This is a genomic window from Hydrogenophaga laconesensis, assembly GCF_031457235.1.
GTDB classification, from domain to species: domain Bacteria; phylum Pseudomonadota; class Gammaproteobacteria; order Burkholderiales; family Burkholderiaceae_C; genus Hydrogenophaga; species Hydrogenophaga laconesensis.
The window spans coordinates 1-16212 of record NZ_JAVDWE010000012.1 but is presented as its reverse complement, the minus strand read 5'-3'; the positions used below and the strand labels follow the sequence as shown (position 1 = coordinate 16212).

The 16212-nt window shown below is 62.8% G+C and carries 16 protein-coding genes; 12 read left to right on the top strand and 4 right to left on the bottom strand.

Translation table 11 applies throughout. The features are described from left to right. Positions 1-20: 20 nt before the first annotated feature. The 8 genes from J2X09_RS19075 (at position 21) to J2X09_RS19040 (ending at position 6965) form a co-directional block, all read left to right on the top strand. A complete protein-coding gene (locus tag J2X09_RS19075; protein WP_204734858.1) occupies positions 21-1532 on the top strand; it encodes a leucyl aminopeptidase in 1512 nt (503 codons plus the stop codon). A 14-nt stretch (positions 1533-1546) separates the two neighbouring features. Then, on the top strand, positions 1547-1984 hold the full coding sequence (locus J2X09_RS19070; RefSeq protein WP_204734857.1) for a DNA polymerase III subunit chi: 438 nt from the start codon (positions 1547-1549) through the stop codon (positions 1982-1984). Positions 1985-2191: 207 nt separating this feature from the next. After that, the gene (locus J2X09_RS19065; protein ID WP_204734856.1) at positions 2192-3376 is read left to right on the top strand and encodes a branched-chain amino acid ABC transporter substrate-binding protein; all 1185 of its coding nucleotides are present in this window, start codon (positions 2192-2194) and stop codon (positions 3374-3376) included. 158 nt (positions 3377-3534) lie between these two features. After that, the gene (locus J2X09_RS19060) at positions 3535-3984 is read left to right on the top strand and encodes a hemerythrin domain-containing protein (RefSeq protein ID WP_204734855.1); all 450 of its coding nucleotides are present in this window, start codon (positions 3535-3537) and stop codon (positions 3982-3984) included. Between the two features lie 54 nt (positions 3985-4038). Continuing rightward, on the top strand, positions 4039-5259 hold the full coding sequence (locus J2X09_RS19055; RefSeq protein ID WP_204734854.1) for an MFS transporter: 1221 nt from the start codon (positions 4039-4041) through the stop codon (positions 5257-5259). Positions 5260-5383: 124 nt separating this feature from the next. Next, positions 5384-5557: a hypothetical protein gene (locus tag J2X09_RS19050; RefSeq protein WP_204734853.1), complete on the top strand. Its 174-nt coding sequence runs from the start codon at positions 5384-5386 to the stop codon at positions 5555-5557. Positions 5558-5599: 42 nt separating this feature from the next. Then, the gene (locus J2X09_RS19045) at positions 5600-5869 is read left to right on the top strand and encodes a hypothetical protein (protein WP_204734852.1); all 270 of its coding nucleotides are present in this window, start codon (positions 5600-5602) and stop codon (positions 5867-5869) included. Positions 5870-5936: 67 nt separating this feature from the next. After that, positions 5937-6965 (top strand): DUF1996 domain-containing protein, encoded by a 1029-nt coding sequence (locus J2X09_RS19040; RefSeq protein WP_204734851.1) that lies wholly within the window; start codon positions 5937-5939, stop codon positions 6963-6965. A gap of 49 nt (positions 6966-7014) precedes the next feature. On the opposite strand, the gene J2X09_RS19035 is transcribed toward J2X09_RS19040, so the two are convergent. Then, positions 7015-7413 carry a hypothetical protein gene (locus tag J2X09_RS19035; RefSeq protein WP_204734850.1) on the bottom strand — a complete coding sequence of 133 codons (399 nt, stop codon included), beginning with the start codon at positions 7411-7413 and terminating at the stop codon, positions 7015-7017. A gap of 269 nt (positions 7414-7682) precedes the next feature. On the opposite strand from J2X09_RS19035, the gene J2X09_RS19030 reads away from it, so the two are divergent. Then, positions 7683-8402 (top strand): aspartyl/asparaginyl beta-hydroxylase domain-containing protein, encoded by a 720-nt coding sequence (locus J2X09_RS19030; protein WP_204734849.1) that lies wholly within the window; start codon positions 7683-7685, stop codon positions 8400-8402. A 47-nt stretch (positions 8403-8449) separates the two neighbouring features. On the opposite strand, the gene J2X09_RS19025 is transcribed toward J2X09_RS19030, so the two are convergent. Together J2X09_RS19025 and J2X09_RS19020 are read right to left on the bottom strand one after the other, a co-directional pair. Beyond that, positions 8450-9673, bottom strand: coding sequence for a DUF1996 domain-containing protein (locus J2X09_RS19025; protein WP_204734848.1), 1224 nt, complete (start codon positions 9671-9673; stop codon positions 8450-8452). A 442-nt stretch (positions 9674-10115) separates the two neighbouring features. Further along, positions 10116-11212 (bottom strand): IS3 family transposase gene (locus J2X09_RS19020; protein WP_310309031.1). Its coding sequence is split into 2 segments (ribosomal slippage): positions 10116-10960 and positions 10960-11212, totalling 1098 coding nucleotides; the frame shifts between segments, so codons are not numbered across the junction. Positions 11213-11400: 188 nt separating this feature from the next. Between J2X09_RS19020 and J2X09_RS19015 the strand changes: the two genes are divergently transcribed. The 3 genes from J2X09_RS19015 to J2X09_RS19005 are packed head-to-tail and all read left to right on the top strand — an operon-like array spanning position 11401 to position 14791. After that, on the top strand, positions 11401-12849 hold the full coding sequence (locus J2X09_RS19015) for a Wadjet anti-phage system protein JetA family protein (protein ID WP_204734847.1): 1449 nt from the start codon (positions 11401-11403) through the stop codon (positions 12847-12849). After that, positions 12846-13547 carry a DUF4194 domain-containing protein gene (locus J2X09_RS19010; protein WP_204734846.1) on the top strand — a complete coding sequence of 234 codons (702 nt, stop codon included), beginning with the start codon at positions 12846-12848 and terminating at the stop codon, positions 13545-13547. Before J2X09_RS19015 ends, J2X09_RS19010 begins: the two co-directional genes overlap by 4 nt. Beyond that, positions 13544-14791 carry an ATP-binding protein gene (locus J2X09_RS19005; RefSeq protein ID WP_310309029.1) on the top strand — a complete coding sequence of 416 codons (1248 nt, stop codon included), beginning with the start codon at positions 13544-13546 and terminating at the stop codon, positions 14789-14791. Before J2X09_RS19010 ends, J2X09_RS19005 begins: the two co-directional genes overlap by 4 nt. A gap of 205 nt (positions 14792-14996) precedes the next feature. On the opposite strand, the gene J2X09_RS19000 is transcribed toward J2X09_RS19005, so the two are convergent. Continuing rightward, positions 14997-16087, bottom strand: a protein-coding gene (locus J2X09_RS19000; RefSeq protein WP_374726520.1) for an IS3 family transposase whose coding sequence is annotated in 2 segments (ribosomal slippage) — positions 14997-15895 and positions 15895-16087 — 1092 coding nt in all. Because the reading frame shifts where the segments join, the coding sequence is not laid out codon by codon here. Positions 16088-16212 lie beyond the last annotated feature (125 nt).

Here is a 16212-nt window from a genome sequence, read left to right as displayed (position 1 = left end):
GAGAACAGGAAAGCACGATTATGGACTTTGAACTCAAATCCCTCTCACCCGCCCAGGCCGCCCAATTGTCTGCAGATGCATTGCTGGTGCTGGTGCCGGACGACCTCACGGGCCAGGCCGCTGGCGGCCCATTGCTCCAGCTGGTGGCAAGTGCCTCGCAGCAGGGGGATCTGGAGTCGGGCCTGGCCAAGCAGCTCGCGTGTTACCGCCCGGCAGGGTTCAAGGCGGTGCGCGTCGTGCTGGTGCGCGCAGGCGACGGTTCCGCCGCGTCTGTCCGCAAGGCTGTGGGCGCGGGCATTGCCTCGCTCAAACTGCCCGGTGTGAAGAAGCTGGGCCTGGTTCTCAGCCTGATGAGTGCCAGCAGCGATGCGGTGCGCGCTGCCGTGCAGACCTGTGCCGATGCCACTTACACCTACACCACCACAAAACCCTCGGCCAAGGCGCGGACGCTCCAGCAAGTGGTGGTGGGCGTGACCGATGCCGCCGTCGCGCGCGCGGGATTCGATATCGGCACCGCATTGGTGACCGGGGTCGAGTTCGCCAAGGAGTGGGCCAACCGGCCTGCCAACCATGCCACACCCACCATGCTGGGCGAGGCGGCCCGCAAACTGGGCCGCAAGCCTGGCATCAAGACCGAAGTGCTCGGTCCCAGGCAGGTGGAAGCGCTCGGCATGGGCTCGTTCATGGCCGTCGCGAGGGGCTCGGCCGAGCCCCTGCGGTTCATCGTCATGCACTACAGCGGTGCGCCCAAGGGCAGTGCTCCGGTGGTGCTGGTGGGTAAAGGCATCACATTCGACACCGGTGGCATCTCGATCAAGCCCGCTGCGGAGATGGACGAAATGAAGTTCGACATGGGTGGCGCCGCCAGCGTGTTGGGCACCTTTGCCGCCCTGGCGGAACTCAAGCCAGCCATCAACGTGGTGGGGCTCATTCCCAGCTGCGAGAACATGCCCGACGGTATGGCGGTCAAACCCGGTGACGTGGTCACGAGCATGAGCGGCCAGACCATCGAGATTCTCAACACCGACGCGGAAGGGCGTCTGATCCTGTGCGATGCGCTGACTTACGCCGCCCGGTTCAAGCCGCACAGCGTGATCGACATCGCCACGCTGACCGGTGCGTGTGTCATCGCCCTGGGGGGCATCCGCTCGGGCCTCTTCTCCACGAGGGACGATCTGGCGCAGGCGCTGCAGAGTGCCGGAGAAACCGCCCAGGATCTGTGCTGGCGCATGCCGCTGGACGATGAATACGCCGAAGGGCTCAAGTCCAACTTCGCGGACATGGGCAACGTCGCCGGACGCGCTGGTGGTGCCATCACCGCCGCCAAGTTCCTGCAGAAGTTCACCGGCGAACTTGCCTGGGCTCACCTGGACATTGCCGGCACGGCCTGGAAGAGTGGGGCCGCCAAAGGCTCCACTGGCCGGCCAGTGCCGCTGCTCCTGCAGTACCTGATCGATCAGGCTGCTGCCGGGGCGACCAAGGCCAGGCCGACCGCGAAGGCCGGCAAGTCCACCCGCTCGCGCAAGGCTTGACGCTGGGCCGCCACATGACCGAGGTCGCTTTCCACTTCAACGCGCCGGACAAGCTGTCGTATGCCTGCCGGCTGCTGCGCAAGGCCTACCTGCGTGGTGCGCGCGTGGTCGCGTTGGTGGAGGAGGGTGATCGCGGCGCACTGGATGCGGCGCTCTGGACCCAGGTGGTGGGGGAGTTCATTCCCCACAGTGGTCCGAACGATCCTCCTCATGTGCAGAGCCGCTCACCGATTCACCTGGCCAGCGAGGCAACGCCTCACAACGGTGCCACGGTGCTGGTGAACCTCAAGGCCGGGATGCCCATCGGGTACGAGCGTTTCGCCCGGGTGATTGAAGTGGTAACGGGCGATGAGAATGATCGTGGTCTCGCGCGGGAGCGCTGGAAGCACTACAAGACACAGGGCATCGAGCCTCAGCGGCACGACCTCCGCCTTGCCCCGCAAGACGCCTAGCCCGGCGCGCTGCCCCCCCCGCATTGCGACATGCATTGCGCTTATGCGGTATGCAACCGCATGATGTGAGTCTTGGGAAAACCCTCGGTACCTCCCCGCAGGGGTTGCATGGTGCGGAATTTGCTGGGTTTTTGGAGTATCTTTATGGACGTGGAGAAATAAAGTTCCGCTCCGCATTTCAACTTTTTATCCTTTCCGAGGAAAACCATGCAACTGAACACCAAACTGGCCGTCATCGCGGCGGCTGTCGCACTCGCCGCTTGTGGCAAAAAAGAAGAGGCAGCTCCCGCCGCCGCTCCTGCTGCTGCTCCTGCGGCTGCTGCCCAGGTCATCAAGATCGGTCACGTTGGTCCCACCAGCGGCGCCATCGCCCACCTCGGCAAGGACAATGAGAACGGTGCCCGCATGGCCATCGAAGAGCTCAATGCGGCAGGCCTGACCATCGGTGGTGCACCCGCCAAGTTCGAACTGCTGGCCGAAGACGACGCCGCCGACCCGAAACAGGGCACCGCTGCTGCCACCAAGCTGGTGGACGCCAAGGTTGCTGGCGTGATCGGCCACCTGAACTCCGGAACGACCATCCCCGCCTCGCAGATCTACAACGACGCAGGCATTCCCCAGATCTCTCCTTCCGCCACCAACCCGAAGTACACCCGCCAGGGCTACGCCGGCGCGTTCCGCGTGGTGGCTGACGACGTGCACCTGGGTGGCACGCTGGGCAAATACGCCGTGGAAACGCTCAAGGCCAAGAATGTGGCCGTGATCGACGACCGTACCGCTTACGGCCAAGGCGTTGCCGACGAGTTCGAGAAGGGTGTGAAGGCCTCCGGTGGTACCGTGGTCGGCCGTGAGTTCACGAACGATAAGGCAACCGACTTCAACGCCATCCTGACCACCCTGAAGGCCAAGAAGCCTGACGTGGTGTTCTTCGGCGGTATGGACGCTGTGGCCGGTCCGATGCTCAAGCAAATGAAGCAACTGGGCATCAACGCCAAGTTCATGGGCGGCGACGGCATCTGCTCCACCGAACTGCCCAAGCTGGCTGCCGACGGCATGGCCGACGACCAGGTCTTCTGCGCAGAAGCCGGTGGTGTGGAAGGTGAACAGAAGGAAGGCATGGACAAGTTCCGTGCTGACTTCAAGGCCAAGTTCGGCGCCGACGTGCAGGTGTATGCCCCGTACGTGTACGATGCTGTGAAGGTCATGGCCAACGCCATGGTGACCGCCGGCTCCGCAGATCCCAAGGTCTACCTGCCCGCACTGAAGGCCACCAACTACAAGGGCGTGACCGGCACCATCGCCTTCGACGAAAAGGGCGACATCAAGAACGGCGCGCTGACGCTCATGACCTACAAGGGCGGCAACCGCACGACCCTGGCTGTGATCCGCTGATGGACCGCACCCGTTCCTGAGCGCTTCTTACCAGGCGCTCCGGTACAAAAAGCCACCGCTTGCGGTGGCTTTTTTTGTGGCATGCGTGGGCTTCTTCCTACAGAGGCTGCAGGTTTCTGCCGACATCCGCGCGCATTCGCTGTTCCTAGACTGTGCGCATGGACAACATCTACGAAGCCCTCCGCGAAAGCCACGAAACCCAACGCACCCTCTGCCGGCGCCTTCTTCGCACCAAGCCGGATGATCCCAAGGCACAGGAGATATTCGACACGCTGCGTATTGAGCTGGCGGCACATGCCGCGGCTGAGGAGCGCTACCTGTATGCGCAGATCCTGTTCGATGACATGGGACTCAGTTCATCGCGCCATGCACTGGCCGAGCACCACGAGATCGATGAATGCGTGGAGGCCATGGAAGAGGCGCGAGGCAAGCCGGAAGCATGGATGGCCTTGGCTCGCAAGCTGTCTCACGAGGTGCATCACCATCTGCGGGAGGAGGAACGCAAGTTCTTCCAGCTGTCCGGCAAGATCCTGAGCGACAAGCAGAAGGTCAGCCTCGCCACACGGTACCGCCGCGATCTGGACCGCATGCGATCGGTCGTTGCGTGATCACCGTAAACCCTGGGTGATGCGAAGAATGTTGCGCCGCAGCAAAATGGAGGGATGTCTGCCTCCATAGCCGCCAGCGATTCCTTACCCGATCCTTCTTTTCGCGCCACCGTCTGGTCCCTCGGGCTGGGCGGTTTTGCCATTGGCACGGGCGAGTTCGTCATCATGGGTCTCCTGCCCGAGGTTGCGAGAACCTTGTCGATCAGCATTCCCCAGGCTGGGCATGTCATCAGTGCTTATGCGCTTGGGGTGGTGGTTGGCGCGCCTCTCCTGGCCGTGCTCACGGCCCATTGGCCCCGGCGCCTGCTGCTGGTGGTGCTGATGGCGCTATTTGCCTTGGGGAACATCGCGAGCGCTGTCGCCCCCGGGTACCTGAGCCTGAATCTGCTGCGCTTCATGGCGGGCATGCCTCACGGCACCTATTTCGGCGTGGCGTCCCTGGTGGTGGCTTCCCTGGTGCCGCCGGGGCGCAGGGCGCAAGCGGTGGGCTTGATGATGCTGGGCCTGACAGGCGCCACGCTGGTTGGCGTGCCCATCGCAGCGTGGTTGGGCCAGCATTGGGGATGGCGCAGTGCGTTCCTCCTGGTGGGGGTTATCGCATTGCTGGCCAGCGTGTGGATTCATCGCGCGTTACCCCGGTTGCCGGCCCCCACCGGGGCGAGTCCTCTGCGCGAACTGGGGGCACTCACCAACCCGCAGGTCTGGCTCACGCTCGGCACGGGCGCCATCGGCTTCGGCGGCATGTTCGCGGTCTTCAGCTACATCAAGCCCACGCTTCTTGAGGTGACAGGCCTGTCGTTGGGGGCAGTGCCTTTGGTGCTGGCGCTGTTCGGCGTGCGCATGATCGCTGGCAATCTCCTGGGGGCGCGTCTGGCGGATAAAGCCTTGTTGCCGACCATTGGCGGCACGCTCGTGTGGTCGGCGGTGGTGCTCTTGCTGATGCTGGTGACCGCGCCTCATGCCATTGCTGTTGCGTTCAATGTCCTGCTGGTCGGGACCGTGGTGGCGCTGGCGCCGGCACTGCAGATCCGCCTGATGGATGTGGCCGGGGATGCACAGGCGCTTGCTGCGGCCCTCAATCATTCGGCATTCAATCTGGCCAATGCGCTCGGCGCCTGGCTGGGTGGCGTGGCCATTGCCGCAGGGCTGGGCTGGACCTCCACCGGCTGGGTGGGTGCCTTGCTGGCTGGGGGTGGGCTGTGTGTCTTCGCGGCCTCGATCTGGCAGCAACGGCGCAGCAAGACCGCGTCGCCCGTTCCAGCTCCCCAGGCCTGAACAGCCTTCCGTGAAGGCTTGGCGGCCTGAGGAGCTTTCTGTTATCCATCCAACAGACGTGGGATGGCGTTGGGGTGAGACTGTTCCAACGCTTTGCACGAGCGCTCTTTCTCAGGAGACCGCCATGTTCACACCTCAACGCCTCTTCAGGCCCGAGCACCATGCCCCCGGCGCCCAGCCGTTTCGCGGGGGGCCGCTTCGCAGGCGGCAGCAGTCGATGTCCAGGGAGCAGCCTGACGACACCCCGAGAGACCAGCGCATACCACGCGCGCAACTGGGCAGCCGCCAGATGTGCTGAGCGTCTGGCGCGTCGAAACTTCGAATCTTGCAGAGGTCAGCCATGTCCACAGAGATCACGCCCTGGTTCACGATCGAAAACAACGGAACACCTGTCCGGGAGGGTGTCTACGAAACCACCGCATTGGGCATCCCGGGCGCCAGCCATAGCGTCATCCAGCACGGCTTTCGCCATTGGGGTGAACACCCGGATGCGGTGGGTTGGGGCGATCTCGGCCACACGCCCGACGCCGCTCTGGCCTTGAAAGACCACCGCCCCATGCTGCCATTCACGGTGCGCCATTGGCGGGGCAGGGCTGCGCCGCCGGCTTGACAGTCGATCGGCCGCGCTGCGCCGACTGGAATGACTCCTGCATACTTCGACCCCAACGGGGTCATTCATGAAGCGCACAACCTTTCTCGTCTGCCTTGCCGTCGGGCTGGTCGCCCACACAGTCACGTCATCCCAGACAGAGGCGCCGGTGACGGCCCCGGCGGGCATCGCATCGACCGATCCGCATCAGGGTGGGCACCACGCAGGCAATATGCCGCACTACAACGTGGCAACGATCCCTTCGCCAGCCGTCGGCTCCTCCGGCTACAACGTGCGCGCTGCCGACGCCAGGCCGTACCGCGACGAGGATGGCACGGGTGCTTTCCGCACGGTGTGCACGCGTTCCCACTACAACCGCGACGACAGCCTGTTGTACCCAGGGCAACCGGGCAGGGCTCACCTGCACCTGTATTTCGGCAACACGGTCAGCGATGCCCACAGCACGCCTGAAAGCATCCGGACCATCGGAAACAGCACCTGCCGTGGCGGCATTGCCAATCGGTCCACCTACTGGGTACCGGCGGTCATCGACACCACCGACGGATCGATCATCGACATGGACCATGCCGACGTGTACTACAAGACCGGCTACCGCGGTGTGCGCAACGAGGACGTGAAGGACATTCCGCAAGGGTTGCGGATGATCGCTGGCGACATGCTGCGCACCAGGGAATGGCAGTGGGGCCCCTATGAGTTTCGCTGCGACGGCAAGCGCTCTTTCAGCGTCCCCGGTGGGTGTACGTCGGGCGAGCTCATGGTGATCCTTCTCTTTCCCCAGTGCTGGGACGGCAAGCGCCTTTACGCCGACGATCAGTCACACATGCGCTACGCCAACAAGGGTTGCCCTGCCTCGCATCCCGTCGCGCTGCCCGAGATCACCTACACCCTGCATTTCCCGATCCAGCAGGGGCGAAACACCTCCAACTGGCGCCTGTCGAGCGACAACTATGTGCGCGGGCCGGGTGGCTATTCCATGCATGGCGACTGGATCAACGGCTGGGACCCCGAGCTGCCCCCGATCTGGACTTCACGCATCATCAATCGCGGGTTGTCGGGCGGCTCCCACATGCTCGGTGACGGGCGCGTGATGGAATGACGCAAAAAAGCCGCCCCTCGGGGCGGCTTTGACGGGGAGTGGAGGCCGATCAGGCCTTGCCCTTGGCGGCGTTCTTGGCCCGCTCGTGAGCCGCCTTCGCGTCGGCCTTGCAGACCTTCTCGGCGTCACCCGCCTGGTCTTCGCATTTCTCCTTGGCGATGTCGTAGGCCGTGTCCGCCTTGACTTCCTCGACCTTGCGGGCGTTGCCCGGCGTGGCCTTGTACTTGTTTTCAAGCTCGGCCTTCTCGACCTTTTCCTTGCCGTCCGCTTCGACCTTGCAAACGTCCTTCGCGTTGTCCTTCAAGGCGTCGCAGGACTTCTTGGCGGTCTTGTGATTCATTTCGATGCGGTCCTTGGCCGCGTCGTATTCGGATTTGGTCATGGTCTGTGCCGATGCGAACGCAGATGCGGCGCACAAGGCGATGGCGGTGACGGTCTTGATGTACATGATGTGCCTCCAAACGGGTTTCAAGAACCTTTATGTTCACCCACTGCCCCCGTGCTTTTCGTAGGAAAAGTGCGTGGAGCCCTGTAGGAGGCGAAGCGGCCCGAAGCAGCTTCCAGACGCGCCATGCCACCTTTGACGTCCCCGGCGGGCTCCTTCAAGTGTGAGCTTTTTTGGGTTTTTCCCCATTGAAACAGCGGCAAGCACACCCTGCGATGCAGGTTTCGCGGGATATTCGGCCGGGTCGCCTTTGGCGTTCCCATAAGACCATCATGCTTCGAAACCTCGTCAGCAGAACGCTCTTCCGATTGCTTCGTGAAATGGAGCGGCTCAACCGCCGCTATTCCCTGCAGGGAGATCGTCCATTCTTCAATCCGGACGACTTTCCCTGGACGCGTGAGATCGCCAAACACACAGCGGCGATCCAGCAGGAGCTGGATGCCCTGCTGCCCCAGGTGCAGCGCTTGCCGAACTTCCAGGACATCTCGCCCGACCAGACCATGTTGACGACCGACGCGGGCTGGAAGACCTTCTTCTTTGCGGGCTATGGCGTGGAAAGCGAAAGCAACCGGAAGCGCTGCCCCCGCACCGCGCAAGCCATCGATCTCATCCCGGGCATGACCACGGCGTGCTTCTCGATACTGGCCCCAGGCAAGGAATTGCCGGTGCACCGTGGACCCTACAACGGCGTTCTGCGTTACCACCTGGGACTGCGCATACCCGCCAGCGACGACACCTGCGCCATCCGCGTCGATGGCATCCAGCGCTCATGGGCCGAGGGCGAGGCACTGGTGTTCGACGACACCTACCAGCATGAAGCCTGGAACCGCACACCGCACTGGCGCATCGTGCTCTTCGTCGATTTCCTGCGGCCGTTGCCGCTGGTGCCGAGGTGGCTCAACAACGGCATGGTGGCGATCATCCGCGCCACACCTTTCGTGCGCGTGGCCGCACGCAATCAGGCGCGCTGGGAAGCCACCTTCTACGGTTGACGGCAGCACCGCGAAACCCGCAGTGCCGCCTGTCATGCGCCCGGGGGTCAGTTCATCGCTCGACCATCGCCGATGATCACCGACTGGTTCGACAGACCCCGGTTGATGATGAGCGAAGTCCAGATCGGCGGCAGGGCGGGATCCCAGCCGTTGATCCAGTCGCCGTGCATCGAGTTGCCGCCCTGGCCACCCACGTAGTTGTCGCTCGACAGGCGCCAGGTCGAGGTGTTGCGACCCGGAGGAATCGGGAAGTGCAGGATGTACGTGATGACTGGCAGCGGTACCGGGTGCGAGGCCGGGCAGCCATTGTTGCCATAGGCCATGTGGCTCTTGTGATCGGGCGACGTGAGGTTGCGGCCGTCCCAGCACTGTGGGAAGACGAGTTGGACTTCCAGCGTGCCTGACGTGCAGCCGTTCGGAATGGCGGTCTCGCGCTTGCCACCGCATCGGAAATCCGTGTAGCTGAAGTACGAGGCCTTGGCCGAGTTCATCATGTCGCCGGCGATCATGCGCAGGCCCTGCGGGATCGGCTTCACCTGCTCGTTGCGCACACCGTGGTAACCCGTCTTGTAGTAGACATCGGCACGGTCCATGGCGACCACGTGGCCGTCCGCCGTGTCGATCATGGCGGGCACCCAGTAGGTGGACCGGTTGGCGATGCCACCACGGCACGTGCTGTTTCCGCTGGTCCGGATGCTTTCGGGCGTGCTGTTCGCGTTGCTGCCCGTGTTGCCGAAGTACATGTGCAAATGCGCGCGGCCCACCTGGCCCGGGTAGAGCAGGCTGTCATCGCGGTTGTAGTGCGATGGTGTGCACACCGTGCGGAAGGCGCCCGTGCCATCCGGATCGCGGACCGGCTGCTGCGACGACGGACGCAGGTCGTAAGCCGAGTTGCCGACTGCTGCTGAAGGGATCGTGGCAGGGTTGTAGCGCGGCATGTTGCCCGACTGAACGCCACCCTGGTGCGGGTCACCTGGTTGCGTGACCGGCGGGGTCACGGGCGGAGTGACCGGGGGAACCACCACATCCGGCGTCCAGTCTGCACGCACAGACACGGTGTTCACGCAGCGGTAGCTGGCCGAAGTCTTCCGGGCCTGGGCGTCTGCGCGCACAGCGGCCATGCAGGCCGCCTCCGTGGCTACAGGCGAACCCACGATGGTGCTCCCGCGCATGGCCTGCCAGTTGCGGCCATCCGGCGGGGTCGGCACCAGCGTGACAGCTGCCAGTGCGGAGGTGGCCACGAGGGCGAGTGCAAGGAATGCGTGTTTCATGACTTCCAATCTGGTCTTTCGATGCCCATTCCCCGCGTCGAGGAGCTATGGCACCGCTTCCGCATGCGACAGTGCGTCGCTGCTGGATGGACTGCGAAGCCCGGCCAGGATTCGTTCCCATGCCAGGCGGAATGCCGCGTTTGACGGCGCGCGAACGATAAGCCAGGTGGAGGGTGGTTTCGTTAGCGATTGTTCGCCCGCAAAACTCATCCATGCCTTCACTGCACACTGTCAATAGGACATCACGCCGCCATCAAACGCTTACAAATTTGAGAGCAAGAATCGATGGCCGTTGGCTCTTGGGCGATGAACGGGACGAGGAGGGTGCGCAATGGTGCGTGCGTATGAAGGGCGGTGAAAAGAAGAGATTGAGCTTGACGCACAACTGGAATGGATGATTGGCCTGTGAGGTGATTGAAGTCCCCTCGAATTCCTGAGCCAGTCAGAAGTAGAGGTTGGGGAACAGTTTGACACGGTACTCGACGGGCGGGATGCGGCCGAGGGCTTCATGGGGGCGATGATGGTTGTAGCGGTGTAGCCAATCGGCTGTCATGTCACGCACTTCCTTCAAGCTGTCGAAGACGTAGCAATCGAACACCTCGGTGCGGTAGGTCTTGTTGAAGCGTTCGACATAGGCATTTTGCGTGGGCTTGCCGGGCTGGATGTGATTGAGGGCGATGCCCTTGCTTTGAGCCCACTGGGCCAGTGCGTTGGCGATGAACTCCGGGCCATTGTCCAGGCGAATCGACAGCGGCGCACCGCGCACCTCCACCAATTCGTTCAAGGCGCGGATGACCCGCGCCGCCGGCAGACTGGTGTCGACCTCGATACGAAGGCCCTCGCGGTTGAATTCGTCGATAACGTTGAAGGTTCTGAAGCGCCGGCCTGACCAAAGCGCATCGGACATGAAGTCGCAGCTCCAGCCGTGATTGGGCTGAGCTGCGGCCTGCAGCGGTTGTTTGACGCGCGCTGGCAGCCGCTTCTTGCCCCGCCGAGGCAGGTTCAGCCGCAGCTCGCAGTACACGCGCCAGAGCACTGTCTTGCCCCAGGGCTTGCCCTGGTGGCGGGCGCTGTCGTACAGCAGCCCGAAGCCGTGACGCGGGTTCAGTGCCATGTGAGACTGGATGAAGGTGATGACCCCGGAGTCGTCGCGTGCAACACGCCGGTAACGCAGCGTGGAGCGGGCGATGCCGCTGGCCTGGCAGGCCCGTCGCTCGCTCATGCCGTGCTCGGCCACGAGAGTTTGAACGACCATCTCGCGACGCTCCGGGGTCAGAGCTTTCGGTCGACGACATCCTTGAGCGCGTGGTGCATCAACGCCAGGTCGGCGTACATGCGTTTGAGTTTGGCGTTCTCGTCCTGCAGTTGCCGCAGCTGGGACAGATGCGACACCATCATGCCAGAGAACTGGCTCTTCCACTTGTAGTACGTCGGCTCGCTGATGCCGTGCTTCCTGCACGTTTCGGCAACCTTCGCGCCAAGCTCGACCTCCTTGAGGATGCCGGCCATCTGCGCTTCATTGAATCTGGATTTCTTCACGTAGAGACTCCTGCTGGGGGAATTCTCTACTTCCGCGTGGCTCAGGTTTTCGAGGAGACTTCAATCTGGTTTCTCGCGAGATTGTTTGGACCAGTTTCAGCGCTTAACGCCCTTCACACGACTGGAGACCATCGAGCCGTTTGCGCACTGGATAACGAGTGACGCGGCTGATTTTTGGACCCCATCTGATGAGCGAATCCATCTTCTTCGTCTCCGAACGCAAGCGCTTCTTTCGACCCCTCAACAGCTCTCGCCGGGAGCTGATTGCCGATTGCCTGCGTGCGCTGTACGACCGGCTTCACGGCCCCGGCGCCGATGTGAGTGAAACGCTCAATCGAGAGAGCTTGCGCGATGCCTTGATGTCCATCGTCCGTGACCACCACGAGCGCAACCTAGACCAACTCGACGCAGAGGACCGTGACGAACTGAGCTCGGAAGAGGCCGCAGACCCCGTTCAACTGGTAGCTCTCATCATTCGCGTGCTGCTAGGGGACGGTTGGCTTGAGCAGTTCCCCGACCGCAATGGCCTGGTGGTTGCCTTTCGCTTCACCCGCCCAGGCAAGCTCTTCGCCGAAGCTTTGTGGGCGCTCAACCGTCCCAGCAGAAGCCGTCAGCGCAATATGCGCAGCTGCCGCAACGCACTTGACGCGCTGTTGGCCGATGGAGGAGACGCCCACGACCTGGTGGATGCTTACGAGTACGCCGAACGGGTGATTTCGGACCTGAACGATACCCTGGAGTTCATCAACGAACGTATCCGACTGGTCATGGTGCAGTCCGCGGAGACGGCACAGTGGGAGGATTTCTTGGAGTTCCTCAAGCGCTTTCAGCGAGAGTTCTCCAAGCAGCTCACAGTTGACAGTGCTACCTTGAACCGAAACGCCATCGTCGCCAAGGTTGAGCTCCTTCGTACCCAGATGTCTCAGGCCAAGTTCGAGCGCCTGGAGCAACAGCTGCAAGACGTGGCCGCATGGGCGGTGGCCGAGCACAGCGGTGAAAGCGTCACTGATTGGATGCTTGAGCGCATAGACGAACTGGTCAACGCTGCCCACCGACTCAAGCAGCCCAGTGTGTTGCGAGCGATGAACACCTACGTCAATCGCATCACGGGCCTCATCCAGCAGTCCATGATGCTTCGCACGGGCTCGGACCGCCACGCCTACATGCGAGCAGTGACTCTCATTGCCTCCCAAGATACTTCGAGTCAGGACCGTATCCTTGCGCGGATTGGGGAACGCATCGCCAGCGCGGAAGTTCGTCTGCTCGACCCCTTCAGCTTCAAACTGAGAACCGTCGGACAGCGCCGCAAAGCCTCCCTGGTTTCTGTGCGACCGCGCCCACCTCGCGAAGCACGCCTGGCGGCCGCGTTGGAGACCGCGCAGGCCACGGCCTTTGAGGTATCCCATATATCGCTCATTCAAAAGATGCGCGCCGAACTGCGAGTTTTCCAACACCCGGTGAAGCTTTCCGGCTTGCCGGTGGCTACTGCCCTGGATGTCCTCGCAGCCATGCAGATGGTGGAGGCTGTGCGAAGCCCGAGTGCCAGTGACCTGCGGGCTACCCGTCTGCCCGGTCGGGTCGACAACGGAGTGTTCGTGGGTTACGACTACGAAATCGAATTCAGAAAGACTTCATGAGCCTGAACACGTATTTGCGCGAGCAGCTATCCCTTGCCAACATCCCTTTTGAGCGCTTTCGCGAGTTGGTGGACCGACTCTTGGCTTACGGCGTTGTGGTCCGGGACGAGGACCGTACCGAGCAGCTGCTTTATGACGACGCGCGCCGCGTCGAGCGGCTTCTCGTCGAGTATTTCGATGTCGCGGGCATGGTGCTCCACCACGACCTCAATGCTGGCTACTTCAGGCTGTACGCGCCAGGCGCGGTTGCGGACGGGGTAAGGGAGGGGGATGCCGCTCCGGCCCCATCGCTTCGAGCCAAGCTCTCCGTAGATTTCGTCGCCGCCGCGCTCGCACTGCGCTTCATCTACCAGGAGCGGCTCACGCAAGGACGCGTGGACGACCGCGGCGAGGTGTTCTTGAGTTTCGAGGACCTTGCCGCTGCCATGCAGTCCCAGCTCAAACGCGCCTTGCCGGCAAGTCTGGGTGAGCGCATGGCGCTGTTGCAAGAGCTCAAGCGACACCGCATCCTGCGTTTCTCCCCGGGCTTCTCGCCCACGGATGCCGACGCGGTGCTGGCTATTCGCCCGCTCATTCTTGGTGTGGTGACGAACGAGGCGCTTGCCGCCGTGGTGGAGGAAGAGGGTGTCGACGAAGCAGCCCTTCGGGATGCGGCCGACAGTGCCACTGTCGAGTCTGACAAGGGAGTCGAAGAATGAAGGTCGACAAGCTGGTGTTGGTGAACTGGGGCCAGATGGCCCCCGGTGACTACCCCTTGGGGCAGATGACGCTGCTGTTGGGCGAAACTGGGGCAGGCAAATCCACGCTGCTGGATGCGTTGCAAGCCCTCATGACGGGGTATCACAAGAGCCTTGCGGTTTTCAACCCCGCGCAGGATGAAGTGAATCAGGGTGCCGCCCGCTCGAAGACCAAGAGAACGATGGAGAGCTACATCGTTGGCGCAGAAGGTTCGAAGTTCTCCCGACCTGCGGGAGCTCAGGGATATCTGGCTGCCGTTTTCCACCCTGACCCGGGCGAAGTTGGGGCCAGACCGTTTACGGCCGTGAGCGTTTCTATCGTGGATGTCCTGGCTGTGCGTACCGCGGTAGGTCGACCGCTGCGAGCTCTGAGCTCGCTTGAGCGTTGGCGACAGGCCGTATCCGACCATCTGGATGCTCCGGATGACGTGCGAATTCGTGTCAGTGACTACCCCCTCGACGTAGCTGGTCACGCACCAGAAGACATTGTTCGGCGCCTGGCGCAGCTTCGCGGGTTGGGTGACAGCCCCTTGTTGCTGCGCGAGGTCTCCTCTAGGTTGTTTTGGGGCATGTCCAAGGTCTTGGACGGCAAACAGGACCTGGTGTGTGCGCTATTGCAAGCGGAGGAGTGTCCCTTCCCAGAGTCGCCCATCCAACTCCTGGCCCATCTGCCCGTCCAAGCTGTTCGCGGCTATCTGTTCATCGAGAACCAGGCCACTTTCGAGCGTGCATGCCGCGGCGGGTTTGAGGGGCTTCAGGGCCTGGTTCTCCTCTATTCGGCCGGATTCAAGGCAAGCGCGGCACGCCTGCGCCGGCCTGAGGGTTCTTCGCTCTACCTCTCAGACGCCTCTCCGAACACCCGCGAGGTGCGCGCGGCGCTGCGGGCCTGGCTGTACCGGGATGGTCCGCTTGAGCACACGCCTGTCGCGTTCTGGGGCGACTTGGACTGGTCGGGCATGCAGATTCTGGCCAGCCTAAGAATGAGTTTTCCTGAGGCTGTTGCATGGGAGCCGGGGTACCGAGCGCTCTTGAACGTTCTGGAGGAAGGTGGCGGACACCTGCCAGCCGCTGCGGACAAGACCGGGCAACGAGTAGTCGCCAGTACCGGGTGCAGTTTTGCCGATGCGACTCTGCTACCGGCTTTGGCGCGCGCCGGTCGTTTTGTTGACCAGGAGTGGGCGGACCTAGCGTCGCTTCGCGTGTGAACTCCGTTCAACGCTTGCGACGGGTGGCATATCCCATGTCTTGAAGGGACCTGAGGAGGCTTCGTTCGCCAGCGTCAATCGCCGCCAAAATCTCAGCCCACTGCTTGAAGACGGTGGTCTTTCGGAAGCCGCTGCTTGGTGCCCGACCGTAGCGGCCCTGCCGGACGGCTTCGGCCGCTGAAGCAATCGTGCGCTGCCCCCAGCTTTAGCAACACGCTGATCCAGAGTCCGGGGTTGTCATCGTAGTCGATGGATCGTGTTGCTCGATGCCGGCAGCATGCTGCCGGCATCGAGCGGCGAACACAGCCGGGGGCACGTAGCCAAGCGTGCTGTGCGGCCGGTGGTGGTTGTAGTCGTCGCGCCAGTTGTCGATGACGCTGCGCATGTGCCCCAGGCTGCCAAACCAGTGCTGCGACAGGCACTCGTCGCGAAACCTGCTGTTGAAGCTCTCGATGTAGGCGTTTTGCACCGGCTTGCCCGGCTGGATGAATCGCAGCTCCACCTGGTTTCTCGCCGCCCAGTCCTGCATCGTGCGGCCAGCGAACTCCGGGCCGTTGTCGGTGCGCAGCACCTTGGGCAGGCCCCGCTCGGCCTTCACGGCATCGAGCACGCGCGTGACGTACAGCGCCGGGATCGACGTGTCGGCCGCGATCTGCACGGCTTCCTTCGTGCAGTCGTCCACCACCGTCAACGTCTTGACCTTGCGACCATTGGCCAGCTCGTCGAACACGAAGTCCATGCTCCATACCTCGTTGGGTTGCAGGGGTCGCAGCAGCGGCTGCCTGTCCGGCACCGGCAGCTTCTTGCGGCGGCGCTTGCGCACCATCAGGCCTTCCTCTCGGTAGATCCGGTAGGTGCGCTTGACGTTGATCGGCCTGCCATCGTTGCGAAGGCGGCTGTGTAGCATTCGGTAGCCGTGGCGGCGGTGCTGGCCGGCCAACTCCTTCAGGCGCTCGCGCAAGGGCTCATTGCCGTCTTCGCGCGGCTGGTAACGCAGCACGCTCGTGCTGATGCCTACCAACCGGCATGCATGCCGCTCGCTCAGGCCCTTGGCCTGCAGCTGCCGCACGCAATCGCGCTTCGCCGCCACGGCCATTACTTTCCCTTGAGCACCTCCCGCATCGCATCGATCTCCAGCATCGAGTTCGCCAGCAGCTTCTTGAGCTTCGTGTTCTCCGCCTCCAAGCCCTTCAGGCGCTGCGCGTCCGATACGTTCATCCCCCCGAACTTCGCCTTCCAGGCGTAGTAGCTCGGCTCACTGAATCCGTGTTTGCGACACAGGTCCTTGACCTTCATGCCCGCATCGGCCTCGCGCAGGAAGCCAATGATCTGCTCCTATATGGACGCCTCCCAAGTTGCAAGCGCTTTGTGTGTTGGCCGTATTGGCGGGCTGCATTCTTATATCCGGCCTGTTGACGCAG